Consider the following 25,667-nt stretch of genomic DNA (forward strand, 5'->3'; position numbering starts at 1 on the left):
AAAATGAAAAAACGTTTAGTTATGATCGGAAATGGTATGGCTGGCATACGCTGTATGGAAGAAATATTAAAACATGATAGTGATTCATATGAGATTACTATTTTTGGAGATGAACCTCATCCAAACTACAACCGTATTATGCTCTCTCATGTTTTACAAGGCAAAACAAATATGCAAGATATCATTATGAATGAATACAGTTGGTATGAAGGAAACGAAATAACTTTATATACAAATGAAAAAGTTCAAAGTATTAACCGAGAAGAAAAAATTATTATTACAGAAAAGAATTGTACTCTTACATATGACAAACTCATTATCGCAACAGGTTCTAGTGCTTTTATTTTGCCTGTAGAAGGTTCCACTCTCCCTGGTGTAACAGGATTTCGAACAATTGAAGATACACAATTTATGATTGATACCGCTAATGAAAAGAAAAAGGCTGTTGTCATTGGTGGTGGGTTACTTGGTTTAGAAGCCGCAAGAGGTCTTATTGACTTAGGGATGGACGTACATGTTGTTCATTTAATGCCAAACTTAATGGAGCAACAACTAGATACGAAAGCAGCTTCTCTATTACGCGAAGATTTAGAAGCGCAAGGCATGAAATTTCTAATGGAAAAGAAAACTGTAAAAATTCTTGGTACAGACCATGTTGAGGGCATTCAATTTGAAGATGGTGAAGTTGTAGATTGTGATTTAATCGTAATGGCTGTCGGAATACGCCCAAATACGCAAATAGCAAAAGATGCTGGTTTAATTGTAAATCGCGGTATTGTAGTCAATGACTATATGCTAACAAATGATGAGTCCATTTATGCAGTTGGAGAATGTGCAGAGCATGACGGTATCGCATATGGACTTGTTGCTCCTCTTTATGAACAAGGTGCGATATTAGCAAAACATATAACAAATTTACAAACTGATGGATATTCGGGCAGTATCGTCGGTACGCAATTAAAAGTTGCTGGTTGTGATTTATTCTCTGCTGGTCAAATTTATGAAGATGATCAAACGAAAGCAATATCCATCTTTGATGAATGTAAACGTTCCTATAAAAAAGTATTAATTCGTGATAATAAAGTCGTCGGTATCGTTTTATATGGTGACACAGCTGACGGTACACGCCTCTTTAGCATGTTAAAGAAGGAAGAAGATATACAAGAATATACACCAGCTTCCCTTCTTCACAAAGCTGGTGAAGAAAGTGAATTTGACGTTGCTACAATGAGTGCGGATGACACGATTTGTGGATGTAATGGTGTTACGAAAGGTTCAATCGTTCACGCCATTTTAGAACAAGAGTTAACGACTTTTGAAGAAGTTAAAGGCTGTACGAAAGCCGCAGGTTCTTGTGGTAAATGTCGTCCACTTGTGGAACAAGTTTTATCTCATACACTTGGAGATGCTTTTGATGCCTCAGCGCAATCTGCCGGTATGTGTGGATGTACACCTTTATCCCGTGATGAAGTCGTAGCAGCCATTCACGAGAAAGGCTTAAAATCTCCAAAAGAAGTACGAAATGTTCTTGGTTTTGCACATGAAGACGGCTGTTCGAAATGCCGCCCTGCTTTAAACTACTATTTACGTATGGCGATTCCAGAAGAATATGAAGATGATAAATCGTCCCGTTTCGTTAATGAAAGAATGAATGGTAACATCCAGCACGATGGTACATTCTCTGTTATTCCACGTATGTACGGAGGCGTTACAACAGCTGATGATTTAATGAAAATTGCTGAAGTTGCGAAAAAGTACGATGTTCCTCTTGTGAAAATTACAGGTGCAAGCCGAATCGGCTTATATGGTGTTAAGAAACAAGATTTACCTAACATATGGGCTGACTTACATATGACTTCGGGATATGCATATTCAAAATCGCTTCGTAATGTAAAATCATGTGTTGGTTCTCGCTTCTGCCGTTTCGGTACGAAAGATTCATTAGGACTTGGTATGCTCCTTGAACAATCATTAGAAATGGTAGATACACCTCATAAAATGAAGATGGGTGTAACGGGCTGTCCGCGTAACTGTGCGGAAGTACTGACGAAAGATTTTGGCGTTGTTTGTGTCGAAAATGGATACCAACTTTATATTGGCGGAAATGGTGGTACAGAAGTACGTGAAGCTGATTTTGTAATGATTGTCCCTACTGAAGATGATGTCCTTCGCATCGCTGCAGCTTACATGCAATATTATCGTGAAACTGGTATTTACGGAGAGCGTACCGCCTACTGGACAGAACGTTTAGGCTTCGATCACATAAAAGAAATACTACAAGATGCAAGTATGGTTACTACGTTAAATGAACGTTTCCAAACAGCTCGTAGAACATATACGGAAGCATGGGGACAAGCACTAGAAACGAAATCATTAAAAGCGATGTATGAAGTAGAAACTGTGAAATAAGGAGCTGTGATCTAAATGATACACACGAAAGAAAAAATAAAAGTTATGCGTGCGGAAGATCTTGCTATTCAAATCGGTAAAGAAGTGCAAATGAAAGGTATGTCTATCGCCCTATTCCGCCTTTCAAATGGCGATATTCGAGCTGTAGAAAATCGTTGTCCTCATAAAAACGGACCGTTAGCAGAAGGGATTGTGTCTGGAGAATTCGTCTTTTGTCCACTGCATGATTGGAAAATCTCACTACTAACAGGTGAAGTTCAAAAACCTGATGACGGCTGTATTCAAACATACGAAGTAGAAGTTATTGACGGTGACATTTATTTATACATGTAATTTTCGAAAGGAAGCCTCCTCTGGCTTCCTTTTAAATAAAAATTGATGAGGTGCAATTATGAACGGATATGTATATTTAGTTGGTGCAGGACCAGGTGATGAAGGGCTTATTACAAAAAAAGCGATAGAGTGTTTAAAACGTGCAGATATTGTTTTATATGACCGTTTACTAAACCCTTTCTTTCTTAGCTATACAAAACAAACATGTGAACTTATGTATTGCGGAAAAATGCCAAAGAATCATATTATGCGACAAGAAATAATTAACGCACACCTTCTTCAATTTGCGAAAGAGGGCAAAATTGTTGTCCGATTAAAAGGCGGAGATCCATCTATTTTTGGCCGTGTTGGTGAAGAAGCAGAAACTTTAGCAGCAGCAAATATTCCATATGAAATTGTACCAGGCATTACATCTAGCATCGCCGCTAGTAGCTATGCAGGTATTCCCCTCACCCACCGTGACTACAGTAATAGTGTCACTTTATTAACCGGACATGCAAAAGGTCCCTTAACCGATCATGGAAAATATAATTCATCTCACAATAGCGACACGATTGCCTACTACATGGGTATAAAAAACTTACCTACAATTTGTGAAAACTTACTACAAGCAGGAAAAAAAGAAGATACGCCAGTAGCAGTCATTGAATGGGGTACAACTGGTAAACAGCGCGTTGTCACAGGGACACTGTCTACCATTGTTTCTATTGTCAAAAACGAAAATATTTCTAATCCTTCTATGACAATTGTTGGTGATGTTGTTACTTTGCGGAATCAAATCTCTTGGAAAGAACGTAAACCATTGCACGGCAAGAAAGTTTTATTTGCAGCTGCAACAAATAAAAAAAGCGCAATAAAGCAAAAGTTACAAGAGTCCGGTGCAGAAATATATCAAATTCCAACTTTCAAAAAGAAAGAATACACAGTAACCTCTGAACAAATCAATAAGATTTTTAACGTTGATCGTCTTGTATTTTGTTCCGCTGACAGTGTAGACATCTTAATGCAATCATGCAGTAAATATCATAAAGATATTCGTTCCTTACAGGCAGGACTTCAGTATATGAACCTTTCTATTCAAGAAAAGCTCATGCAATATGGATTGTTCAGTAAACCTGCGCAATTTTCTTCGAATTCAACGATTTATTTAGGACGAAACATTAACCGAATTGCTGTTATTCAAGAAAAAATTGGTGCTGGTTCCTATATGATGACTCATGAGTACACAATTGATCATCGCTTCGATGAAATTCATTCACGTATTCTTTCTGAATTCTCATGGGATAGCATTGTATTTGAAGGTCGTGCTTCTATTGATACGTTTCTAGCAGAAATAAAACGCCTTGGCTTTATCAATATTCTTACTCTCCCATTCTCGTATACCGACGTTCCAACTTTACACTATGCAAATAAAGTTGGGTTTCATAACGTAGATCATCAATTACAAGAAACTCTTATGAAGAAAGACATGGTGAGACAATGAAAGGAATTGTATATGTTGGACATGGAAGCCGGCTACAAGAAGGTAATGAACAATTCATTCAATTTATTCAATCTGTTATGAAAGAGCGAAACGAAAGAATTCAAAAAATAGCTTTTCTAGAACTAACGACACCTACTATTTCGGATGCAGTTACAGAAACGATAATAGAGGGAGTAACTGAAATAATGATTGTACCTGTTTTATTATTTGCAGCAGCTCACTATAAACGTGATATTCCTTTGGAGATAGCGAAAATGAAAAATCAATATCCACATATCTCATTTTCAGTTGTACAACCTTTTAGTACGCATCCGCATATGGTTGAACTTGTAGTGAAAAGAATACGTGAAACTATGCCAATGCAAGGTAGTAGTGTTTTACTCGTAGGGAGAGGTAGTAGTGATTTTCAGCCGATACATGAGTTACAACAAATCGGAGCAGCTGTCGAACAAAAACTCAGTCTACCAGTATCATGCTCCTTTTTAACGAAAGGAACGCCCTCTTTTACTGCTGAGCTAAAGACTATAACATCGACTGCGTCCCATGTATATGTCATGCCGTACCTTCTCTTTACCGGATTATTACTTCAAAAAATTAAATTGCATACAAAAAAATATGATCACGTTACGACTTGTAACTGTCTTCAGTTTGATACATACATGAAGTTAACATTATTAGAACGAATGGAGGAATGCATATATGTATAACATGTACCCTCTTATGTTTAATCTACAAAATAAAGTGGTCGTTATCATTGGTGGAGGTAAAATTGCATATCGAAAAGCGTCTGGATTAAAAAATACAGGTGCTTTCGTCACTGTTGTCAGCCCAGAAATTTGCGAGGAAATGAAGGAACTTTCTTATATTACTTGGAAGCAAAAAACTTTTAGTAATGATGATATTAAAGATGCTCATCTTATTTATGCAGCTACAAATCAACATGCTGTAAATATGATGGTCAAACAGGCCGCTCATGATTTCCAGTGGGTTAACGTTGTAAGTGATGGTACAGCATCATCGTTTCACACACCTGGCGTCATACGAAATGATGAATATGTTGTCACTATTTCGACTTCAGGTATGGACCCCTCGTTTACGAAGCGTATGAAACAGGAATTAACTTCTGTCCTTCCTAAACTTATAAAAAGACTTTCTCGTACTCATAAAATGTAATCTATCACTTAGCTAAAATAGTAATTAACTGTGAACAAACGTTTTTTAGAGGCGTTTGTTCTTTTTGCTTTAGTTTCGTTTTTTAGGATCAGACAAACAATTGGACAAGAATCTGTGAAGAAAAATAACGGCAACAATTACGGACAAAAAAGCAGTTGCTTGAGAGCAACTGCTTCAATACAGGTTTTATATTGGATATTCATTCAACCAAATTAGCGCTTGTTCATAATCATCAAAAAATCTCACAGATTCTTTCGTATTAGATTGTTGTAAATAATCCATTATCTCCCCCTCTTCAAGGAGAAATGCAATTGCCTTACTGTTATTCAAAATGATTTCATTGAAGAACTTCTCTTTCCATACTTTTTGAACAGAAAAATGATTTGGCGTGTATCCTTTTCTATCCACCAACAATTTGTATTTCCGCCCTTCAGAAATGAATTGCTGACAAACCTGCTCAAAACCATTAAACCATTCATACACATCATCTGTTTTTATATTGCCAACTAGATGGGTAACAATTATATCTCCTGAAACTGTTGTGCTGATATTCTGTTTACTCAACTTGGAATCCCCCTTAGTTACAATTTTGCGGAAAAACCGCATAAAATCAATAAAGAAAAATTTCTTACTTGACACTCCCACCCCACCGCTATCAAACTAAGCTCATGTAACGTCAATTATAAGCGAAATTGTGTCTTTTTTCGCTAAGCTACTTGATTATCAGACATGGTACAATTGTAAACGATACCCAATATATCATAGACTGTTTTCTTCTCATATCTATGGGATTTCCGCCATCATTTACCGCCTCAAATCTATTCGTTTTAACACGTATATTCAAAACAAAATATATGACAAATAAATAACGACAGTTACTGTAATAATGCTGAAAAGTGTTGAAAATAAAACGATTTGTGCATGTAATTCAGGCTCTATTTGATATTCCATAGCAATGGTTGATGTATTTCTTGAAGTAGGAAAAGAACTTGCAATAAATAATGATTGTGCAACAATACCATCGATGTTTAGTATGTATATTACGGCAAGTGCTAATAATGGTCCCATCAGTAACCTTCCAATTAAAGCCCATGTTATGACTCGATGGAAAAAATTAAGCTTAATGTTGGATAATTGTGCCCCTAGCAATATGAGTGCTATTGCAACAAAACCATTCGCAAGCTGACTAAGAGGAATAAAGATAGAATTAGGTATTTGAATTGTAAAAGATTGAAAGAAAACCCCTAATACGAGTGCATGAAATACAGGCAGTCTTAGAAATGATTGAATAATACCTCCGATTGTTTTTGTTGCTGATAGTAAGTTATATATCCCATATGAATAAGTTGAAAGATTCTGGAAAATAACAATAAAAATTTGAATGGAAACCCCCACTGGATTGTGACTGAAAATCAATTGACTTACTGGTAACCCATAATTACCGGAATTCATTAACGAAATGCTATTTTTTAGAGCTGCACTTTCTCCTTTTTCTAACTTTAATATTTTTGAAATGAAATGACTTACTATGATCAGACTCAGACTATAAAGCATTAAATAGTATATTATCTGGAGCAACAAACCTGTTTCTATACGAATATCATATATATTCACAAATACAGCCGCTGGCATTAAGCAATAAGTAATAAGTGTAGATAGCTGCTTTAAGTTAAATTGGAACTTTCTTTGTAAGATTGCACCAATTAGCATCAATATTAATATCGGTAATATTACGTCTAATATAATAAATACAAACATTTAAAACCTCATTCTAAATATATTTTAGTTGGATTAAACGCTTTACTAAATGTGGACACATTTCATTCATCGGAAAACACCCTTAGTTCTCAATAATCAGAAAACTGAAATCGATAATATGAAAATGCTCATCAAAAATTCTTATTTCATTTCCCTCCCCTCTCTTTTCTTTAACATATCAAATATAACTCATAAAGAAAATTATGGATTATTTATACAAATTCATAATTTTATCTTATTGAACTAAACTGTATTCTTTAGTGTAGTACTTTTTTCACAATATCCGTTAGCCTTACCAAAAAATTTGGCCCTAAAAAAATCTGATACTGCAGTTACTATGCGAAGAATACTTACATCAATCCCATACTTGTCGCTTAAACCACCTAACACACCTGATACTTGTTTATCTTGAGTGGACTTATATTTTTTTCATCTAAACATCCCGATTCAATTAAATATTTGCATTCTAAAAATGAGTTCGATCTTTAGAATAGATTTAAGATTTCCTTCACTAATCTACCCTTTAAATGAATAACTTTTGACTTCTATATTTTAAAATAAAATTCCATAAGCCTTCTGTTTTTCATTTTAAAAACACATTCTTATAGAAAACAAGCGTTTATTGAGATATCAATAAAAACATGTTGAAGCCTATTACTAAAAGAACCATCCCAATATACTTTGGGATGGTTCTTTTTCCTTATTAATGATTCTTTAACATCACTAACAATTTCTCTTGGCTATACATCCATACTGTAATGATTAAACAAGCAAGTGCGACTTCTGATAGCGCCATAAATCCAATTGCATAATGACCTGTTAATTGGAATAGTAATGTTAAAATTAGCGGTGGGAAGAATCCTCCTAGTCCACCTAAAGCTGATACGAGACCATTTACAATACCAGCTTGTTCTGAGAAATACATTGGAACGAGTTTGAAGATTGTACCATTACCAATCCCTGCACAAAATGCTACTAGTAAGCAACCAAATGTATACACGTTCATACTTGGCATAAACGATAAAATAATACCTGAAAGTGTTAAACCGATAAATACGAAGATTAATATTTTAAATGGATTAAACTTATCACCGAGCCAACCACCAATCGGGCGCATAATTGTTGCGAGTACGATGAATCCGGCTGTCCGCATACCTGCATCTACTTTCTCTAATCCGAAGTGAGATACTAGAAAGTTTGGTAAGTATACTGTAAATGCGACAAATGATCCGAATGTTAAAAAGTAAAAGATACATAAAAACCAAAGTTTCTCATTTTTATATACACCTTTTATTTGTTCCATTAGTGGTGTATTCACTTTTTTCTCCTTACGATCACCTAATAAAAAGTTCATAAGTGCAAACGCTGCAAGTAAAACTAAATAACATTGTACTGTCGTTCTCCAGCCAACTGAAGTTGCAATGACAGGTGCTAAAAACGAAGTAATTGCTGTTCCGGCGTTACCGACACCGTAAATACCATTTACAAAACCGTGACTCTCTTTCGGAAAGTATTTTGGTAAAGAAGTTACTCCTACAGAGAATACAGCACCACCGATTCCTACAAATAATCCACCAATAATTAAATCCATCATAGAATTGGCAACACTAATATAAAAAACAGGAAATAATAATAGAATAAAACTAATAAAGAATAATTTTCTTGCTCCGAAACGATTCGTCCAATAACCAATTGGAATACGAAGAATAGAGCCTAAAATAACAGGTACTGCTGTGACCATAGAAATTTGTCCCGCAGTTAATGGAATATCCGCTTTAATATAAGGCATTAATGATGATAAAATGACCCATACCATAAAACCGATAATTAGATTAGAAGTTTGTAAACTTAATTGAAAATTAGGACTTTTCATCCTGTTCCCTCCTATGTATGCATAGTTATATTCATTCTCTCCAGCCTAATCACGTCCTAACATGATTAGGCTGAAAAGAATCAACCACCACTTACTGGCGGAATCATTGCTACGACATCACCAATTTGGATGATGTCATCCTCATTTGCGTATTCTTCATTTATCGCGACCATAATCTCGTTTGAAATTGCTATGTTGTATTTCTTAGTGAGGACTTCCTTTAATTCCGCAACCGTAATATTTTCATAGTCTATATGCAAAGCCGGCTTACTTGCTCCTTCTTGCAAATGTGCAAATAATAGTACTTCAATCATATTCTCATCTCCTTTCCAGGCTCGCCATTACCATATGCTGTTTTCTCTAACTGATCACCAATCCATGATTCACCATCTTCCCAAAACTCTTTTTTCCAAATAGGAACAATTTGTTTTATACGCTCCATAATATATTCGTTCGCCTCATATGCAGCTTTCCGATGTAGTGTAGACACAGCGACAACGACAGCAAGATCAGAAATTTGTAATGTACCAATGCGATGTGTAATAGCGACATATGTCCCCGGCCAATTCTCTCCTACTTCAGTGCCAATTCTCTCAAGCTGTTTCTCCGCCATTGTCTTATAAGCTACATACTCTAAACAAAGTGTACGTCGACCTTTCGTAAATTCTCTAACAGTACCAATAAAAGTAGTAACCGCACCACACTCACGACGAATTACTTTGTTTGTAACTTCTTCAATTGAAATAGGTGTATCAATTACTTCATAATACGTATGTGTCATTTTGCACCTCTTATCTTTATATAAGTTAGCAACCTATTTTTCTATTACTTGTATGATCGAAGCGGTTCTTCCCACGGCCACTCACTTCCGTTGTTTGATTCTAATAACAGTACCGAAACAGTAATTCCAGCTTTAAATCCTCTCGTTCCCCCTGGCAAAACGATAAATGCATTCGCTTCTGCAAGTGAAGAAATTGCGCTAGATTTATCTAAACCAACTGGTGTAACTTGTAATTGCCCATCTACAATTTCCACTCTCCCTCTTACAAAACGAGTAAATGGGTTTGCTTTCGGAAAGTCTTTTTGTAAAATTGCCTCTGCACGATATATGTGCGAATCTTCCCTATGCAAGTATTTTCCAATCACTGGTCTAACATATAATTCACAACCGACATAACAAGCAGAAGGATTACCAGATAGACCAAATAGTAATTTTCCTTCTACCTCAGCTACAGTTGTCACACTTCCTGGTCGCATCGCTATTTTGTCAAAAAGTACATTAGCTCGTAATCTCTCATAGATGGCAGGTAAATAGTCATAGTCTCCTACTGAAACACCACCAGTTGTAATTAATATATCAACTTCTTTTATCGCCTTTTTTACAGTGTTATAACACGTCTCAAAATCGTCAGCGAATTGCCCATAATACTGTACAATCCCCCCTGCTCGTTCAATTTGAGCAGCTATCATATAGGAGTTACTATTTCGAATCTTCCCTGGCTTTAATTTTTCATGTACTTCAAGCAGTTCGCTACCCGTCGTTACAATTCCAATCACTGGTTGTTTTATAACATATACCGTACTATAACCAAACGTAGCAAGAAGCGCTGCAACTCCCGGATTAATAACAGTCCCTTTTTCCACAAGGATGCTATTTTGTTTTACATCTTCTCCTTTAAAAGAAATGTTATCACCAGCAACAAAGGAGCGTTTCAATTTCATATAAGTCTTTTCGTTTTCTTCAAATCCTTCCGTTAGCTCTAACATAACTACTGTATTACACCCCACAGGAATTGCCGCACCTGTCATAATACGGACAGCTTGAAATTCTTTCACTTCTTCTGTAAAAACAAAACCTGCTCCAATTTCACCAATTACTTCAAACAGAATGGGATTACTGCTACTTGCTTCTTTCGTATCTTCTGCTCGAATCGCAAACCCGTCGTACGGAGAGCGATCAAAATGCGGGACATCATGATCTGCAATAACATCTTTTCCAAGCGTTCTACCGTAGCTTTCTATAAGAGAAACCTCTTCTATTTCACCCTGATAAGCATATTCCATTACTCGTGCAACTGCTTCTGCCACTGGAATTGGATTACGTTTTAATACCATTCTTTTTCACCTCGTTTTTGGAAAGTGAAACTCACTTTCTATTCATCCTATATATTTTGCGTATAATCGTTTTGCTAGTTTCACATCATTTGTCCCATGAATAAATGCCCTACCGTCTGTAAATAAAACGAAACGATATTCATCAATTACAAATGATAGTAAGTAAGGTGTTTTTTGGACATGTACACTTTTTTGTAATCGTTTTTGAACTTCCTCTAAATGAAGAACGCGTTTTATCCCTGGACGGATTTGAACCGTATTCCGTCCACATAGCACTTCCGTTTTCATCTGTGCATCAAATGTTAAACTTGGATACGTTCGTGATTTCCCACAAGATGGACATGTATTTTTCTTCTGCCTATTCACTTTCAATGAGAGATACTGATTGTTCCAAATATCAAATGATAACATTGTTCCTCGTAGCGTCTCGAAATCATCCACCAATATTTTCATTGCTTCTGTCACTTGGTGAGCAACAACCATCTGTACAGCTGGCTGAATAATTCCCGCTGTATCACATGTTGCACCGCCCATCGGATGATCCATTAAGCAGCGAAAACATGGTGTTTTTCCTGGAAGAATTGTATACGTTACACCGTAACTTCCAACGCATCCACCGTATATCCAAGGTATATTTTCTTTTTGTGAAATATCATTTATAAGTAGGCGCGTATCGAAGTTGTCAGTGGCATCTATAATGAGATCCACTTCTTTTGTTAACTCTTCTATTTCTTGCATTGTGACATCCATTACAACTGGTACAATTTCCACTTCAGAATTAATCTTTCTTACATGTTCTGCCGCTGCAATTGCTTTTGGTTTGCATTGTTTTGCATCTTCTTCTGTATATAACTGTTGCCGTTGTAAATTACTCCATTCAACGTAGTCACGGTCAGCAATTGTCAATTTCCCAATTCCCATTCTAACAAGAGCCTCTGCATTTGCAGCTCCTAGTGCACCCGCACCGATTAGGAGCACATGCTTTTCTCTTATTTTTCTTTGTCCCATTTCACCAATTCCAGAAAACAACACTTGTCTTGAATAACGCTCTTGCATAAGAAATCCTCCTTTCACTATCCACCAATGTAAGACATTTCAACTTTTGGACGTTTACTTGCACTCTCAACCGTTCTTTCATCTGAATATCGATCTGTTCTATATCGCCATGTATGTTGTAAAATTTTTAATAGTGAGGCATCAGAAATATTTTCTCGAAGAAGCGTTCGCAAATCCGTTCCTTTTTCTCCAAATAGGCACGTAAAAAACTTACCATCTGCCGAAATACGTGCTCTCGTACAAGAAGAACAAAATGACTCAGAAACAGAAGTAATAAATCCCACTTCTGCATTACTCCCTACATATCGATACAATTTCGCAACCTCTCCAAAGTAACGAGGCTGAGCGGGCTCAATTGGATATACACGATTAATTTTCTCTATTAATTGTTCCTTCGTAACGACTTGCTCAAAGTTCCATCCGTTCGTACTGCCTACATCCATAAACTCAATGAAACGTAACTGTATTTCTTGTTCTTTAAAATAACGAACCATAGGAAGAATTTGACTATCATTCATCCCTTTTTTTACGACCATATTTACCTTTACTTCTAATCCAGCTTCCTTCGCTGCTTCAATTCCTTTCAGTACAGGTTTCGTACTTACATTTCTTCCATTAATTTTTTGGAAGACATGATCCTCTATTGCATCTAAACTAATATTCACACGCTTTAATCCTGCTTCTTTTAGCGCCTTAGCTTGTTTTGCTAAATGAATTCCGTTTGTTGTGAGTCCAATATCTTGTAAGCCTTCTAGATTTGTAAGTCTTGCAATTAACGTCGATAAGTCTTTACGCAATAAAGGTTCACCGCCAGTAAGCCTAATTTTATTAACTCCCATACTTATAAATAATCTCGCTAACCTTTCTATTTCATCGAACGTTAATAAAAGCTCTTCCTTTAAAAAAGCGTAATCAGGTCCGAACACTTCAGCAGGCATACAGTATGTACACCTAAAATTACAACGATCAATAACTGAAATACGTAAATCTTGAAGTGGCCGCTTTAAAGAATCTTTTATGTTCTCGTGCATCTCTATCCCTTCTTTTCTGCTGCAATCCTTAGTAAGCTTTCATTTTTTTATTTGCCTTTATTATAAAAAAGAAGCTACATATTCAATGTGACTTTTCTCACATCACTTTCCCCATTCAAAAACTTTTCACAAATCCGTTCGCATTTTGTTCACATCTTCAGGCCATACTCTTTACGGTCATTGAAATTTTACATTATTTTTAAAATAGCTCTTGCATTTTCATCATATTTACACTCAAAATAGGAAATGTATTGCTTATAAGAAGAAAGGTGATTGCTGTGGCAAACAGTATGACATTATCTCAAGATTTAAAAGAATTACTTGCATCTGTTGAATATAAAATGCAAATTAAAAAAGGTAGTTTTATTTTTCAGGAAGGTATGGAGGCAACCGAACTCTATATCATCCACTCTGGAAAAGTACAAATTAGTAAACTTAGTGCTGACGGGCAAGAACTAACACTTCGAATTTGTTCGGCATACGACATTATTGGAGAATTAACATTGTTCACGGATAATGCGAAGTATTTATTAAATTCAAAATGCCTTGAAGATGTTGAAGTAGGCGTTATAAAGCGTGAAGCGTTAGAAAAAGAATTACTCCAAAAACCAGCTCTTGTATTTGAATTTATGAAATGGATTAGTGAACATTTAAGAAGAATGCAAACGAAGTTCCGAGATTTAGTATTACACGGCAAAAAAGGTGCCCTATATTCTACTCTCATACGAATGACAAATAGTTATGGTGTTTTAAAGGAAAATGGTATTCTCATCGATTTACCATTAACGAATCAAGAACTTGCTAATTTCTGTGCAACTTCACGTGAAAGTGTAAATCGAATGTTAAATGAATTAAAAAAGCAAGGTACAATTTCTATTCATAAAGGAAAGATTACAATCCACGATTTACAATTTTTAAAATGTGAAATTGCTTGTGAAGATTGTTCTGCTTCTGTTTGTAGTATTGATTAGCGTCTTATTTAGATACTTATACCTACAAAGAAAGCCGAGGTCTCCAATTAGATCTCGGCTTTCTTTATAAATTACGAAACATATAAAACTAAATTATTTTTTCAACTCATTAGGAATACGTCTTCTGTAAATTACATAGCTACGGCTTATATATTTAATTGGGGCACTAAATACGTGTACCAGTCTAGTAAATGGCCATACTGCGAAAAGCCCCATTCCCGCAAGAATATGAATTTTAAACCATACAGGTACTTCCGTCATATATTCAACTTTCGGTTGGAAAATAAAGAGACTTCGGAACCAAGGGCCAATTGTTGTACGATAATCAAATCCTTTTGAATCGATATTTAAAAATGTTGAAGAAAGTCCTGCTAGCATTACGATAAGTAATAAAATAAGCGCAATATAATCTCCCTTTGTACTCGTTGCAATGATACGTTTTACAGTTAAGCGGCGGTACATTAATATAATTAAACCGATGATAGAAGCAACACCTGCCGGAAGCCCGAAACTAATTGCCATTATGTGATACGTATGCTCAGAAATACCTATCGAACGGTATACAGCTTCTGGAATTAATATCCCCATAACATGACCGCCAATTACGAACATAATCCCAAAGTGGAATAATAGACTTCCGATTCGGAGCATTTTCTTTTCTAATAGTTCACTAGATTTTGATGTCCATCCAAATTGATCATAGTTGTATCTAAAAATATGTCCACCGATAAAGATTGCAAAAATGATATAGGGAAACAATACCCATAGAAATTGATCCATCATTTTAACAACTCTCCTTTCTAATTTGTCTGTACACCCCATGTATCGATAGCGAGTAGAACAGCCGCAAGAATTGGTTCATACATACTACCTGCTTCTTTTAACTGAACGTGTAATGCTTGGATGTTCTCCTTGTATTTACTCATAATTGGTTCAATGTCTATCTCATTTGCATTTGCAAAAAACTCAAGCAATAGCGGTAAATAATCAGGTAGTTCTTTATCTGTTACTTCAAAACCAGATTTTTTATAATGCTGTTTTAACTCCAGTAATTCAATACCTCTTTCTCTTTGTTCACCAGTGTTCATATAAGTAAGATACATATTTGTTTTCTTACCAAAATCGAATGTATATACGTAACTATCAATGAGTTGATCATTCGTTTTATTTAGCGCTTGTTTTATAAATGTTGCAAGTGAAGCTTTAACATCGTCCTGTTCAATCGCTTCAATCTCTTCTAGTAATTCAGTTACAGCTTCCCTCCACCCTAGTTCAGGATAGGAGAGAAGAAAAGAAGAACAAGAAAAAGCAGCTTGTAAAATTTGTTTCATATTTTTCTGCCCCCTTTATTTAAGAAATTGTCATACAAGAGCCTGGACCACCTGCGAATGATAAACCACAGCTTCCTTGTTCGCTATATAAATCTGCCACTTGTTCACGGTGAGTGCCCGGAATGACGAAGCGATCTTTATATTTCGCAATAGCAAGAAGACGATACATATCTTCTACATCCTGTTTTGTTAAACCAAGTTCTTTTAATACAGCTTCATTTGGCTCTTTATTAATTTGCAGCGCTCTCATATGCGTTCGCATAACAGCCATTTTCTTCAATGTAAGACGAATGTGTGATTCATCTCCTGCAGTGAGTAAATTCGCTAAATATTGAATTGGAATACGCATATTATCGATAGCAGGGAAAATCTCTTCTGCTTTCCAGTTACTTCCTTTCCCTTCCACCATATTCATAATTGGACTAAGCGGCGGGATATACCAAACCATTGGCATTGTACGATACTCTGGGTGAAGAGGTAGAGCAATTTTCCAATCGATAATCATTTTATAGATTGGTGACTCTTGTGCCGCTTTAATCCATTCTTCAGGAATGCCTTGTTTTTTCGCTTCAGCTGCCACTTCTGGATCATTTGGATCTAGGAAAACAGTAAGCTGAGATTCATATAAATCTTTTTCGTCTTCAACAGACGCTGCTTCTTTTACTTTATCAGCGTCATATAGCATTACCCCAATATACCTGATACGTCCTACACATGTTTCTGAACAAATTGTTGGCATACCAGCCTCAATACGTGGGAAACACATTGTACATTTTTCAGCTTTATTCGTTTGCCAGTTAAAATACACTTTTTTATATGGACAAGATGATACGCAGAATCTCCAAGCACGACATGCATTTTGATCCACAAGTACAATCCCGTCTTCTTCACGTTTATACATTGCACCAGATGGACAAGATGATACGCACGATGGATTCATACAATGTTCGCATATGCGTGGTAAATACATCATAAAGACGTTTTCAAAATCAGTTTTAATTCCTTCTTCCATTTTCTTTACATTCGGATCTTGTAATCCTGTTATATGTCCGCCTGCTAAATCGTCCTCCCAGTTTGGACCCCATTCAATTTTGTCGATAAATTCGCCTGTAATTGCTGATTTTGGACGAGCAACTGGTTGATGCTTACGCTGTGGGCTATTTGTTAATGTTTCATAATCATAATTCCAAGGTTCAAAGTAATCATCAATTGTTGGTTGATCTGGATTGTGGAAAATGTTCATAAGACGTTTCATTTTCGAACCAGATTTCAGCTGAATTTCACCATTTTTCAATTCCCAGCCGCCTTTATATTTCTCCTGATCTTCCCATTGTTTCGGATAACCAATACCTGGTTTCGTTTCTACGTTATTGAAATACATATATTCAGCACCTGGACGATTTGTCCAGGTGTTTTTGCATGTTACGCTACAAGTATGACAGCCGATGCATTTATCTAGGTTCATTACCATTCCGACTTGTGCTTTAATCTTCAAGCCAATCTACCTCCTTCAGTTTGCGAATTACAACGTTTAAGTCGCGCTGGTTCCCAGTTGGACCATAATAGTTAAATCCATAACTTAATTGACCATATCCACCAATCATATGTGTCGGTTTTACGTGAATTCGAGTTGGACTATTATGCGTTCCCCCGCGATTACTTGTTAATTTCGTACCAGGTACGTTAATGTGACGATCTTGCGCATGATGCATAAATGCCATTCCTCTCGGTATACGGTGCGTTACAACAGCACGCGCTACAACAACACCGTTACGGTTAAAGCACTCAATCCAATCATTATCCGCAACGCCTGCTTCAGCTGCATCCTCTTTATTCATCCAAACGGTTGGACCACCTCTAAACAGCGTTAACATCGGTAATGAATCGAAGTACATACTATGAATGGACCACTTATTATGCGGTGTTAAATAGTTTAATGTAATTTCTTTCCCTTCTACTTCAGGTCGTGATTTACGGAACGGTTTATGTTGCAGAATTGGTTTAAATGTTGCCATCGTTTCACCAAATTCTTTCATCATGTCATGATCTAAATAGAAAGATTGTCGTCCAGTGATTGTTCTCCAAGGGATGAGACGTTCTACATTTGTTGTAAATGGTGAGTAACGGCGCCCACCTTTTTCAGAACCTGTAAAGGCTGGAGAAGTAATTACTGTTTTTGGCTGCGCTGTAATTTGTTCAAATGTGAAGCATTCTTCTTCACGTTCTTCTGCTAAATCACGTAATTTTAAATCCGTTTGTTTTTCAAGTGCTTCCCATGCTTTTACTGCCATATGACCGTTTGTTGTAGAAGATAGTGTTAATACCGCTTCAGCAGCATTGATTGCTTCTTTGATGTCTGGGCAACCTTTCGCGATAGAATCCGTTCGAACAACTCCTAATTTGCTCTTTAATTGCTCATATTCTTTTTCCGCAGACCAAGAGATCCCTTTCGTACCAATCGGTTGTTTTCCGGTATTTGGTCCAAGCGCAGTCATTTTGTCATAAATCGTTTTATAATCCCTTTCAACAACGTGAATTTGTGGCATCGTTTTACCCGGGATTGGTTCACATTCACCTTTACTCCAATCTTTAATCTTGCCAAGTGGTTGCGCTAATTCTTGCGGTGTATCATGAAGAAGTGGTGTTGCAACAACTTCTTTCATTGGTTCAAGATCAATTTTCTTCGCTAAATCTGACACAGCTTTAGAAAGTGAAGTGAAAATATCCCAGTCAGAGCGCGCTTCCCACGGTGAACCGATTGCCGGATTAAATGGATGTACAAATGGATGCATATCTGTACTGCTTAAATCGTGTTTTTCGTACCAAGTTGAAGCAGGTAAAACGATATCAGAATACAGTGCTGTTCCAGCCATACGGAAATCTAAATTAATGAGTAAATCAAGCTTTCCTTCTGGCGCTTCTTCATGCCACTTTATTTCTTCTGGTCGTAATGAATCACTGTCGTCATTCATTAACCCGTTTGTTGTACCTAATAAATGTTTTAAGAAATATTCATGTCCTTTACCAGAACTCGAAATTAAATTCGCACGCCATACGAATAAGTTGCGCGGGAAGTTATTTTTGTTATCTGGATCTTCAATCGCAAATTTCAGTTCTTTTTCTTTTAGTTTTTGTGCAACGTATTTTCCGATTTCTTCTTGCGTTGTTGCACCAGCAGCAACAGCTTCTTTATATAGTTCAATTCCATTTTTCTCAAATGTAGGATAAGAAGGTAACCAACCAAGTCGCGCCGCTAAAACGTTATAATCACCGTGATGTTGATAACGAGAGTTTCCTTCCACTGGTGATGCTAAATGTCCAACTGGTGTATCTTCATAGCGCCATTGATCTGTTACGAAATAGAAGAAAGATGTACCATTTTGTAATTTTGGTGGCCCTTGCCAATCTTTTGCCATCGCGATTGTTTGCCATCCTTCTGCTGGTCGTAATTTTTCTTGCCCAACATAATGCGCCCAGCCACCGCCGTTTACACCTTGTGCCCCAACGAGAAGTACAAGATTTAAAACGGCGCGATAAATCGTATCAGAGTTAAACCAATGGTTAATACCAGCTCCGACAATAATCATTGAGCGACCGTTCGTATCAACGGCATTTTGTGCGAACTCACGAGCGATTTGAATAATAAGCTCACGTTTTACTCCTGTCATTTTCTCTTGCCATGCAGGTGTAAACGGAACGTCATCATTGAAGTCTTTCGGCTCTTGTCCGCCAAGCCCTCGGTTCACACCGTAATTTGCTAACGTTAAGTCGTATACAGTTGTAACGAACACTTCGCCTTCTTCTGTCATAACCTTTTTCACTGGAATTGTACGTTCTAATACTTTGTTTCCATCATCAGAGAAGTACGGAATTTGTACAGTTCCAATCGATTCTTCCATTCCAAGTAAAGAAAGACGTGGATCAATCTTTTCACCTGTTTCTTCATCTTCTAAACGCAAGTTCCATTTCTTTTCGTTATCCCAACGTGAGCCCATTGTGCCATGAGGTGTTGCAAAATCATTCGTGTTCTCGTTCCAAAGAACAGGTTTCCATTCTCCTAACTTCGTTTCGCGTCCAATATCAGCAGCATTTAAGAAACGATCAGCAACGAATTGATCTCCTTTTTGTTTCAATGTGACAAAGAAAGGAAAATCAGTATATTGCTTCGCATACTTTGTGAAATATTCCACTTGATTATCTACGTAAAACTCTTGTAAAATCACATGCCCCATTGCCATCGCAAGTGCACCATCTGTACCTTGTTTCACACTAATCCAATCATCCGCAAACTTTGTAGATTCAGCGAAGTCAGGACTGACAGAAACGACTTTCGTTCCTTTATATCGAACCTCTGCTAAAAAGTGAGCATCTGGTGTTCTCGTCATCGGTACATTTGAACCCCATGTCATAATGTAACCAGAGTTATACCAGTCACTACTTTCTGGTACATCTGTTTGATCACCCCAAATTTGCGGAGAAGCTGGTGGTAAATCTGCGTACCAATCATAGAAACTAAGCATCGGTCCACCCATAAGTTGCATAAAGCGGCTGCCTGCAGCATGACTTAACATCGACATAGCTGGAATTGGTGAAAAGCCAACATTTCGGTCTGGACCGTATTTCATTACTGTATATAATAATGAAGCTGAAACGAGTTGTAACACTTCATCCCAATTCGCACGAACGAATCCTCCTTTACCACGTGCCTGCTTATACTTGCTTGCTTTTTCAGGGTTTTCCACAATGCTTTTCCAAGCATCTAATGGTGACTCATTATTTTGTAATTCCTCTTGCCACATACTCCAAAGAACACCACGTACATACGGATATTTCACACGAAGTGGACTATAAATGTACCAAGAAAAACTTGCTCCACGTGGGCATCCTCGCGGTTCAAAATCTGGCATATCAGGACCTGTCGTTGGATAGTTAAGCTCTTGCCCTTCCCACGTCACAATTCCATCTTTCACATAAATATTCCAACTACATGAACCAGTACAGTTCACACCATGTGTAGAACGAATTACTTTATCATGCTGCCAACGCTTTCTGTACACATTTTCCCATTCGCGATCTTCATATGTTTCTTGTGTATGATTATCGTTATAACGATCTATTGGTGAAAAATATTTTAAACGTCTCATTAGTGCTGAAGGTTTTTTCTTCATACTGTTCACTCCTTTAATACGTCTCTCTTACATACCCTTACTATAAGAGATGTTGTAAAATACAGATGTGACATTTCGCACAGTTCAAGAGATTGTCAAAAATTCAGTAGAAAATAAGTTTGTGAGAAAATCTTGTGTTCCGTTGTGAAGATTATGGTTAATCGTAATTATTAGGAGAATAGTATTTTGAGGTATCGACTATTTTACAAAAGAAAAAGAGTTTTGATATTATTTCAAAACTGCCATAAGGAAAAGAGTATAAATTGTATGTAAAAATATTTTTCCCAATGTTATTATTTTATATCGAGTCTGATTTTACATAAAACTACAAATCATTATTTACTGTATTGCCCTTAGTTACGGAAACAATTATACTAGATGTAATCGAAAAAAATAATCTGAATATTCTCAGAATTTAAGGTAGACCTTTTACTATCTACATATAGAATTAGAAATATGTCCACTAAATTGATTAGAAAACGATAATAACATTAGGAGGATTACGATGCCCCAGCTTGATTCATTACATCCCACTGTAGAAAAAATAATCAATAATATTGAAAAAATAATGGTCGGAAAACGAAAAGAAACAATCTTAGCTTTGACAGCTCTCTTAGCTGAAGGTCATGTGCTATTAGAAGATGTTCCTGGTGTCGGGAAAACAATGCTAGTACGTGCTCTTTCTAAATCCATTGATGCTGATTATAAGCGAATTCAATTTACACCTGATTTATTGCCGTCAGATGTAACAGGAGTTTCTATTTATAATCCGAAAGAGCTCCAATTTGAGTTCAAGCCTGGACCAATTATGGGGAATTTTGTACTTGCTGATGAAATTAATCGTACATCTCCAAAGACACAATCTGCTTTACTTGAATGTATGGAAGAAGGCAATATTACAATAGATGGTATTACAAGACCTTTACCAAAGCCGTTCTTTGTCATGGCTACACAAAATCCAGTCGAATATGAAGGAACATATTCTCTACCAGAAGCTCAGCTCGATCGTTTCTTATTGAAACTAAAAATGGGATATCCTACACCAGAGGAAGAATTTGAAATTTTAAACCGGATGGAAAAAACAAATCCACTCTCTCAATTACAAACCATTACTACAATAGAAGATTTACTTTATTTACAACAAAGCGTACAGGTAGTAAGTATGGACAAAGCAATTAAGCATTACATTGTAAAGCTTGTTAATCAGACTCGTACGTACAGTTCTATACAGTTAGGTGCAAGTCCACGTGGCTCGATTGCTTTAATGAAAGCTTCACAAGCTTATGCATTTATCCATGGCAGGAATTATGTTATTCCAGACGATGTTAAATTTTTAGCTCCTTACGTTTTAGCACATAGACTCATTCTAAAAATGGAAGCAAAATTTGAAGGAATAACTGGCGAACAAGTTATCGCAAAAATCGTTGCACGAACTACCGTGCCTACTCAAAGGACGATGAACCCTTGATGAAACGAATGCTGCGAGCGCTATATCACGTTATGAAGTTATTGCTACTCCCTTTATGCCTAGTCTTAACATTTATGTACGCTATGTTTCAAGGCGGGTTTGTCAGTTGGTTTTTGTTTTACAGCATAATTCCCATTGCTCTTTATTCGCTACTACTCCCCTTCTACGCTTTACGGGACGCTGAAGTAAAGCGAATAACAAACCAGAATGGATATGTAGTAGGAGAACAATTTGTAAGCACGATTACAATAAAAAGAAAATTTCCTTTTCCCTTACTTTATTTAGTTATAGAAGATGAACTGCCACCACAATTTATAAGTTGTAAACAAACAAAGATGAATAAGGTAGTACTCTTCCCAGGATTGAAACGAAATATTTCGTTTCAATATGTTATTGACACAATCCCTAGAGGCGAGCACACTTTTTCAAGCGTTCGTGTCAAAACTGGCGATTTATTCGGCATGATAGAGAAAGAAGTAACTTTTTCAGTTCCAGATACATTTTTAGTCTATCCCCAGTATGTAGATATAGCATATCGACAATTGGAAAATCATTTCGAACAAGGAGCGCTTTCAGCAAATATAAATTCAGCAAAAGACTCTACAATCTCTGTCGGTGTCAGAGACTATAAACCTGGTGATCGCTTTTCATGGATTGATTGGAAAGCAACTGCACGAACAAGCAATATTATGACAAAAGAGTTTGAACAACAGCGCAGCCATAATGTCATGATATTCATAGACAGAACCGAGTCTCCTCTATTCGAATCAGTCGTCACATTTACTGCCTCTATCGTAAGGGTTGTCTTGAAACAAAATTCACCAGCATCATTCGTGTCTATCGGAAAAGAACAAACTATCTTCCCTTTAGACAATGGAGATACGCAGTTACAACAAATCCTTTGTCATTTAGCAAAAGTGCAAGCAGACAGTGTATTCCCGCTCTCCCAGAGTGTAGACATGGAACTAAGAAAAATTTATGAGCCCGTCACGGTTATACTCGTGACCAGTAATCTTTCTCCCGATATTCAAAAGGCGGCTGATTGTGCTGCTATAAAAAATAGAAAATGTATGGTTTTTGTCGTGAAAGAAAAAGCGAATCAACTTTCACACCGAGAAATCAGTATAATAGAAACTCTAAAAAAACGACAAATATTTGTAAACACGGTTTATGAAAACCGGTATACAAACGTGTTTTTTGAGGTGAGCAAATGATAACATTACAAACAAAATACAAGTGGGATACGAACAGATTCTTTATGCATGCATGTGTATTTCTTCTTTTACTAGAATGGCTAAGACCTCTTATAGGTATTACAAATGTAGGTAGATTAGATATTTTCATAACATTTATAGGAATTTGCTTCGCTCTCTCTTTTTTTCAAACGAGGTGGCAGATTCCAATAAAAATTGTCACAGTCCTATTTATCATTCATTCCCTATATTATAAAAATGCTTTTATAAATCCATCTTGGCTAACAACATTCTTTTCTGATATGTCTCGAAATTCCTCCCTATTTTTCCAAGGGAATTTACTAGATATTTCTCCAGTTTTTCCGACGGTTTTATTTTTTCTCTCATTTTGGTTTTTGAGTTCTTTCACTTCATTTTGGATTATTCATAAAAAACGTGGGTTTCTATTTCTTGTATTGACTATTATTTATATCGCAACTTTTCATAACTTACATTTATACAATGCAAACTACGCTATTATTCGAACTGTTGTCATCGGATTTTTTATGTTTAGTCTTCTTCAAGTAGAACGAATAAAAGAGCGTGAACACTTACAAAATTATGCTAGGGAAATCTCAAAATTACTTAGACCACTTACAATATTTATTGTATTATTAGCAACCATCGCATACTTTGCGCCAAAATTTGGCCCTCAATGGCCAAACCCAATGGATTTTTTAAAATTCAACACATCTGAAGCAAGTAAAGAACAAAAAGTTTCTACAATTGGGTATGGTTTAGATGACTCGCGATTAGGTGGTCCTTTTAAGGCGGATCCTACAATTGTTTTCAAAGCACGAACGCAAAACAAACACTATTGGAGAGTAGAAACAAAAGATTTCTATACAGGAAAAGGCTGGGAAATTTCTGAAAATCCGAAAAAGATTTCTTTTAAAAATAAAAACGACGTCGTAAGCTGGTACGAACAAAATACAAAAACGGAAACGACTGAGGCAACAATTACCATGCAAAAAAGTTACCCTCACCTTACCTATCCAGCAGGATTAGTATCAGTTGAGGCTTCTTCTGATGTATCATACAGTGTTGACCCGTTTTCAGAAAAAATTTATACAATGAATGAAGACTCTTCTACTACTTTACATTCGTATAAAGTAACATATGAGATCCCTGAGTTTTCCATAGAAAACTTGAAAGCTGTAAAAACAAATGAAGGTCAAGAAACAAACCCTTATTTTATGACAAAGTACACACAACTTCCCGAGTCATTACCACAGCGCGTAAAAGACTTGGCTGTCAATCTTACAAATGATAAAGACAACCGATATGATAAAGTATTAGCTATTGAAAATTACTTCACAGACAACTCTTTTACATACGAATCAACGAATGTCTTATTCCCTGCCAAAAGCCAAGATTATGTAGATCAATTCCTTTTCGATACAAAAAGCGGCTACTGTAATAATTTTTCGACGTCTATGATTGTACTACTTCGTTCTGCCGGGATTCCTGCTCGCTGGGTAAAAGGCTATACAGAAGGAACTCTTGACAATACACTTGCCTCTGCAGAAGGTGCGGATGTTTATACAATCACGAACGATAACGCACACTCTTGGGTCGAAGTATATTTCCCAGGATACGGATGGATTCCATTCGAACCAACAAAAGGATTTACCAATCCCTATAATTTTATAAATAATACGCCTGCTCCTATTTCACAAAATAGCGAAGCAAATAATTCTAATAACGAGCAAATACAACAACGAAATAATGAAGCAAAACTTAAAAGTTTAATAGAAAATACAGAAGAAGCTTCTACTAAAAAGGTCACAAATTCTAAAACTAGTTTTTCTTGGTGGTACGTATTCCTCTCTACGATACTAATTAGTATTATAGGATACATTCTCTTCACCACTAGAATGAAATGGATGACATTTCTTATTATTCATTTCTATAAATACCGAAAAAATGATGCTGTTTATCAAAAAGCTTACGGTGCACTTTTAAAACAATTTGCGAGAATTGGCATACCACGGAGTGAAAGTCAAACATTCCGAGAATACGCTCTCCATATCGATACACTTTACAACTCGGCCGATATGCAACAACTTACTGCCAGTTATGAGAACGCTATGTATAAACAGGAGCAGGCTGCAGAAGAATGGAAGAAATCTGTACACTTATGGGAAGTGCTTATGAAAAAAGCAGCTTCTCTACCTAAATCAGATGGCTTTGATACAGTTATTTAATCTTGAAAATGTGAGTTTAAAGAAAACGTCTCAAAGAACTACATTGTTCTTTGAGACGT

At 36.4% G+C, this 25,667-nt stretch carries 21 protein-coding genes and 1 pseudogene; 9 read left to right on the top strand and 13 right to left on the bottom strand.

The genetic code is table 11. The features are described 5' to 3' along the window. Positions 1–3 precede the first annotated feature (3 nt). The 5 genes from nirB to ACTFSL_RS15810 are packed head-to-tail and all read left to right on the top strand — an operon-like array spanning position 4 to position 5,398. Positions 4–2,409 (top strand): NADPH-nitrite reductase large subunit, encoded by a 2,406-nt coding sequence (nirB, locus tag ACTFSL_RS15790; protein WP_440042015.1) that lies wholly within the window; start codon positions 4–6, stop codon positions 2,407–2,409. Between the two features lie 15 nt (positions 2,410–2,424). Beyond that, the gene (nirD, locus tag ACTFSL_RS15795) at positions 2,425–2,742 is read left to right on the top strand and encodes a nitrite reductase small subunit NirD (RefSeq protein ID WP_000581982.1); all 318 of its coding nucleotides are present in this window, start codon (positions 2,425–2,427) and stop codon (positions 2,740–2,742) included. 58 nt (positions 2,743–2,800) lie between these two features. Further along, positions 2,801–4,225 carry a uroporphyrin-III C-methyltransferase gene (locus ACTFSL_RS15800; RefSeq protein WP_440042016.1) on the top strand — a complete coding sequence of 475 codons (1,425 nt, stop codon included), beginning with the start codon at positions 2,801–2,803 and terminating at the stop codon, positions 4,223–4,225. Next, positions 4,222–4,932, top strand: coding sequence for a sirohydrochlorin chelatase (locus tag ACTFSL_RS15805; protein WP_440042017.1), 711 nt, complete (start codon positions 4,222–4,224; stop codon positions 4,930–4,932). The genes ACTFSL_RS15800 and ACTFSL_RS15805 overlap by 4 nt, the downstream gene beginning before the upstream one ends. Next, positions 4,925–5,398 (top strand): precorrin-2 dehydrogenase, encoded by a 474-nt coding sequence (locus ACTFSL_RS15810; RefSeq protein ID WP_440042018.1) that lies wholly within the window; start codon positions 4,925–4,927, stop codon positions 5,396–5,398. Before ACTFSL_RS15805 ends, ACTFSL_RS15810 begins: the two co-directional genes overlap by 8 nt. A gap of 186 nt (positions 5,399–5,584) precedes the next feature. On the opposite strand, the gene ACTFSL_RS15815 is transcribed toward ACTFSL_RS15810, so the two are convergent. The 9 genes and pseudogenes from ACTFSL_RS15815 to moaA all read right to left on the bottom strand — a co-directional run bounded on the left by ACTFSL_RS15815 (position 5,585) and on the right by moaA (position 13,231). After that, positions 5,585–6,004, bottom strand: a complete 420-nt coding sequence (locus ACTFSL_RS15815) for an STAS/SEC14 domain-containing protein (protein WP_073339619.1) — start codon at positions 6,002–6,004, stop codon at positions 5,585–5,587. A gap of 234 nt (positions 6,005–6,238) precedes the next feature. Beyond that, positions 6,239–7,156, bottom strand: coding sequence for an AEC family transporter (locus ACTFSL_RS15820; RefSeq protein WP_440042019.1), 918 nt, complete (start codon positions 7,154–7,156; stop codon positions 6,239–6,241). A gap of 300 nt (positions 7,157–7,456) precedes the next feature. Further along, a pseudogene (locus tag ACTFSL_RS15825) lies at positions 7,457–7,585 on the bottom strand (PspC domain-containing protein); the annotation flags it as partial. 274 nt (positions 7,586–7,859) lie between these two features. After that, a complete protein-coding gene (narK, locus tag ACTFSL_RS15830; RefSeq protein ID WP_000841841.1) occupies positions 7,860–9,029 on the bottom strand; it encodes a nitrate transporter NarK in 1,170 nt (389 codons plus the stop codon). Between the two features lie 80 nt (positions 9,030–9,109). Continuing rightward, positions 9,110–9,343, bottom strand: coding sequence for a molybdopterin converting factor subunit 1 (gene moaD, locus ACTFSL_RS15835; protein ID WP_000573692.1), 234 nt, complete (start codon positions 9,341–9,343; stop codon positions 9,110–9,112). After that, positions 9,340–9,810: a molybdenum cofactor biosynthesis protein MoaE gene (locus ACTFSL_RS15840; RefSeq protein ID WP_119683250.1), complete on the bottom strand. Its 471-nt coding sequence runs from the start codon at positions 9,808–9,810 to the stop codon at positions 9,340–9,342. The genes moaD and ACTFSL_RS15840 overlap by 4 nt, the downstream gene beginning before the upstream one ends. A 44-nt stretch (positions 9,811–9,854) precedes the next feature. After that, positions 9,855–11,144: a molybdopterin molybdotransferase MoeA gene (locus tag ACTFSL_RS15845; RefSeq protein WP_440042021.1), complete on the bottom strand. Its 1,290-nt coding sequence runs from the start codon at positions 11,142–11,144 to the stop codon at positions 9,855–9,857. 42 nt (positions 11,145–11,186) lie between these two features. Continuing rightward, positions 11,187–12,200 (bottom strand): molybdopterin-synthase adenylyltransferase MoeB, encoded by a 1,014-nt coding sequence (locus tag ACTFSL_RS15850; RefSeq protein ID WP_119683248.1) that lies wholly within the window; start codon positions 12,198–12,200, stop codon positions 11,187–11,189. 17 nt (positions 12,201–12,217) lie between these two features. Then, positions 12,218–13,231, bottom strand: a complete 1,014-nt coding sequence (moaA, locus tag ACTFSL_RS15855) for a GTP 3',8-cyclase MoaA (protein ID WP_000545004.1) — start codon at positions 13,229–13,231, stop codon at positions 12,218–12,220. A 278-nt stretch (positions 13,232–13,509) separates the two neighbouring features. On the opposite strand from moaA, the gene ACTFSL_RS15860 reads away from it, so the two are divergent. Continuing rightward, complete coding sequence (locus ACTFSL_RS15860; protein WP_000013859.1) at positions 13,510–14,202, top strand: Crp/Fnr family transcriptional regulator; 693 nt, start codon at positions 13,510–13,512, stop codon at positions 14,200–14,202. Positions 14,203–14,295: 93 nt separating this feature from the next. On the opposite strand, the gene narI is transcribed toward ACTFSL_RS15860, so the two are convergent. Genes narI through ACTFSL_RS15880 form a run of 4 tightly spaced genes read right to left on the bottom strand, consistent with a single transcriptional unit; the run spans position 14,296 to position 20,701 of the window. Then, positions 14,296–14,985, bottom strand: coding sequence for a respiratory nitrate reductase subunit gamma (gene narI / locus ACTFSL_RS15865; protein ID WP_326264280.1), 690 nt, complete (start codon positions 14,983–14,985; stop codon positions 14,296–14,298). 17 nt (positions 14,986–15,002) lie between these two features. Beyond that, positions 15,003–15,533, bottom strand: a complete 531-nt coding sequence (gene narJ, locus ACTFSL_RS15870) for a nitrate reductase molybdenum cofactor assembly chaperone (protein WP_134266048.1) — start codon at positions 15,531–15,533, stop codon at positions 15,003–15,005. Between the two features lie 19 nt (positions 15,534–15,552). After that, on the bottom strand, positions 15,553–17,028 hold the full coding sequence (gene narH, locus ACTFSL_RS15875) for a nitrate reductase subunit beta (protein WP_440042024.1): 1,476 nt from the start codon (positions 17,026–17,028) through the stop codon (positions 15,553–15,555). After that, positions 17,018–20,701: a nitrate reductase subunit alpha gene (locus ACTFSL_RS15880; protein ID WP_119683246.1), complete on the bottom strand. Its 3,684-nt coding sequence runs from the start codon at positions 20,699–20,701 to the stop codon at positions 17,018–17,020. Before ACTFSL_RS15880 ends, narH begins: the two co-directional genes overlap by 11 nt. 505 nt (positions 20,702–21,206) lie before the next feature. Between ACTFSL_RS15880 and ACTFSL_RS15885 the strand changes: the two genes are divergently transcribed. The 3 genes from ACTFSL_RS15885 to ACTFSL_RS15895 are packed head-to-tail and all read left to right on the top strand — an operon-like array spanning position 21,207 to position 25,608. After that, positions 21,207–22,169, top strand: coding sequence for an AAA family ATPase (locus tag ACTFSL_RS15885; RefSeq protein ID WP_049107454.1), 963 nt, complete (start codon positions 21,207–21,209; stop codon positions 22,167–22,169). Then, on the top strand, positions 22,169–23,383 hold the full coding sequence (locus ACTFSL_RS15890) for a DUF58 domain-containing protein (RefSeq protein ID WP_440042025.1): 1,215 nt from the start codon (positions 22,169–22,171) through the stop codon (positions 23,381–23,383). Before ACTFSL_RS15885 ends, ACTFSL_RS15890 begins: the two co-directional genes overlap by 1 nt. Continuing rightward, a complete protein-coding gene (locus ACTFSL_RS15895; protein WP_440042026.1) occupies positions 23,380–25,608 on the top strand; it encodes a transglutaminase TgpA family protein in 2,229 nt (742 codons plus the stop codon). Before ACTFSL_RS15890 ends, ACTFSL_RS15895 begins: the two co-directional genes overlap by 4 nt. Positions 25,609–25,667 lie beyond the last annotated feature (59 nt).

Source organism: Bacillus cereus group sp. MYBK108-1 (assembly GCF_051917185.1).
Classification (GTDB): Bacteria; Bacillota; Bacilli; order Bacillales; family Bacillaceae_G; genus Bacillus_A; species Bacillus_A cereus.

Bases quoted from the DNA above. Each gene is read 5' to 3' on its own strand.
- ACTFSL_RS15885 (WP_049107454.1), top strand. From the start codon at position 21,207: ATGCCCCAGCTTGATTCATTACATCCCACTGTAGAAAAAATAATCAAT.
- moaA (WP_000545004.1), bottom strand. From the start codon at position 13,231: ATGCACGAGAACATAAAAGATTCTTTAAAGCGGCCACTTCAAGATTTA.
- narK (WP_000841841.1), bottom strand. From the start codon at position 9,029: ATGAAAAGTCCTAATTTTCAATTAAGTTTACAAACTTCTAATCTAATT.
- ACTFSL_RS15800 (WP_440042016.1), top strand. From the start codon at position 2,801: ATGAACGGATATGTATATTTAGTTGGTGCAGGACCAGGTGATGAAGGG.
- nirB (WP_440042015.1), top strand. From the start codon at position 4: ATGAAAAAACGTTTAGTTATGATCGGAAATGGTATGGCTGGCATACGC.
- ACTFSL_RS15880 (WP_119683246.1), bottom strand. From the start codon at position 20,701: ATGAAGAAAAAACCTTCAGCACTAATGAGACGTTTAAAATATTTTTCA.
- ACTFSL_RS15805 (WP_440042017.1), top strand. From the start codon at position 4,222: ATGAAAGGAATTGTATATGTTGGACATGGAAGCCGGCTACAAGAAGGT.
- ACTFSL_RS15850 (WP_119683248.1), bottom strand. From the start codon at position 12,200: ATGCAAGAGCGTTATTCAAGACAAGTGTTGTTTTCTGGAATTGGTGAA.
- narJ (WP_134266048.1), bottom strand. From the start codon at position 15,533: ATGAAACAAATTTTACAAGCTGCTTTTTCTTGTTCTTCTTTTCTTCTC.
- ACTFSL_RS15890 (WP_440042025.1), top strand. From the start codon at position 22,169: ATGAAACGAATGCTGCGAGCGCTATATCACGTTATGAAGTTATTGCTA.
- ACTFSL_RS15840 (WP_119683250.1), bottom strand. From the start codon at position 9,810: ATGACACATACGTATTATGAAGTAATTGATACACCTATTTCAATTGAA.
- ACTFSL_RS15895 (WP_440042026.1), top strand. From the start codon at position 23,380: ATGATAACATTACAAACAAAATACAAGTGGGATACGAACAGATTCTTT.
- ACTFSL_RS15820 (WP_440042019.1), bottom strand. From the start codon at position 7,156: ATGTTTGTATTTATTATATTAGACGTAATATTACCGATATTAATATTG.
- ACTFSL_RS15810 (WP_440042018.1), top strand. From the start codon at position 4,925: ATGTATAACATGTACCCTCTTATGTTTAATCTACAAAATAAAGTGGTC.
- moaD (WP_000573692.1), bottom strand. From the start codon at position 9,343: ATGATTGAAGTACTATTATTTGCACATTTGCAAGAAGGAGCAAGTAAG.
- ACTFSL_RS15845 (WP_440042021.1), bottom strand. From the start codon at position 11,144: ATGGTATTAAAACGTAATCCAATTCCAGTGGCAGAAGCAGTTGCACGA.
- nirD (WP_000581982.1), top strand. From the start codon at position 2,425: ATGATACACACGAAAGAAAAAATAAAAGTTATGCGTGCGGAAGATCTT.
- narI (WP_326264280.1), bottom strand. From the start codon at position 14,985: ATGATGGATCAATTTCTATGGGTATTGTTTCCCTATATCATTTTTGCA.
- ACTFSL_RS15815 (WP_073339619.1), bottom strand. From the start codon at position 6,004: ATGCGGTTTTTCCGCAAAATTGTAACTAAGGGGGATTCCAAGTTGAGT.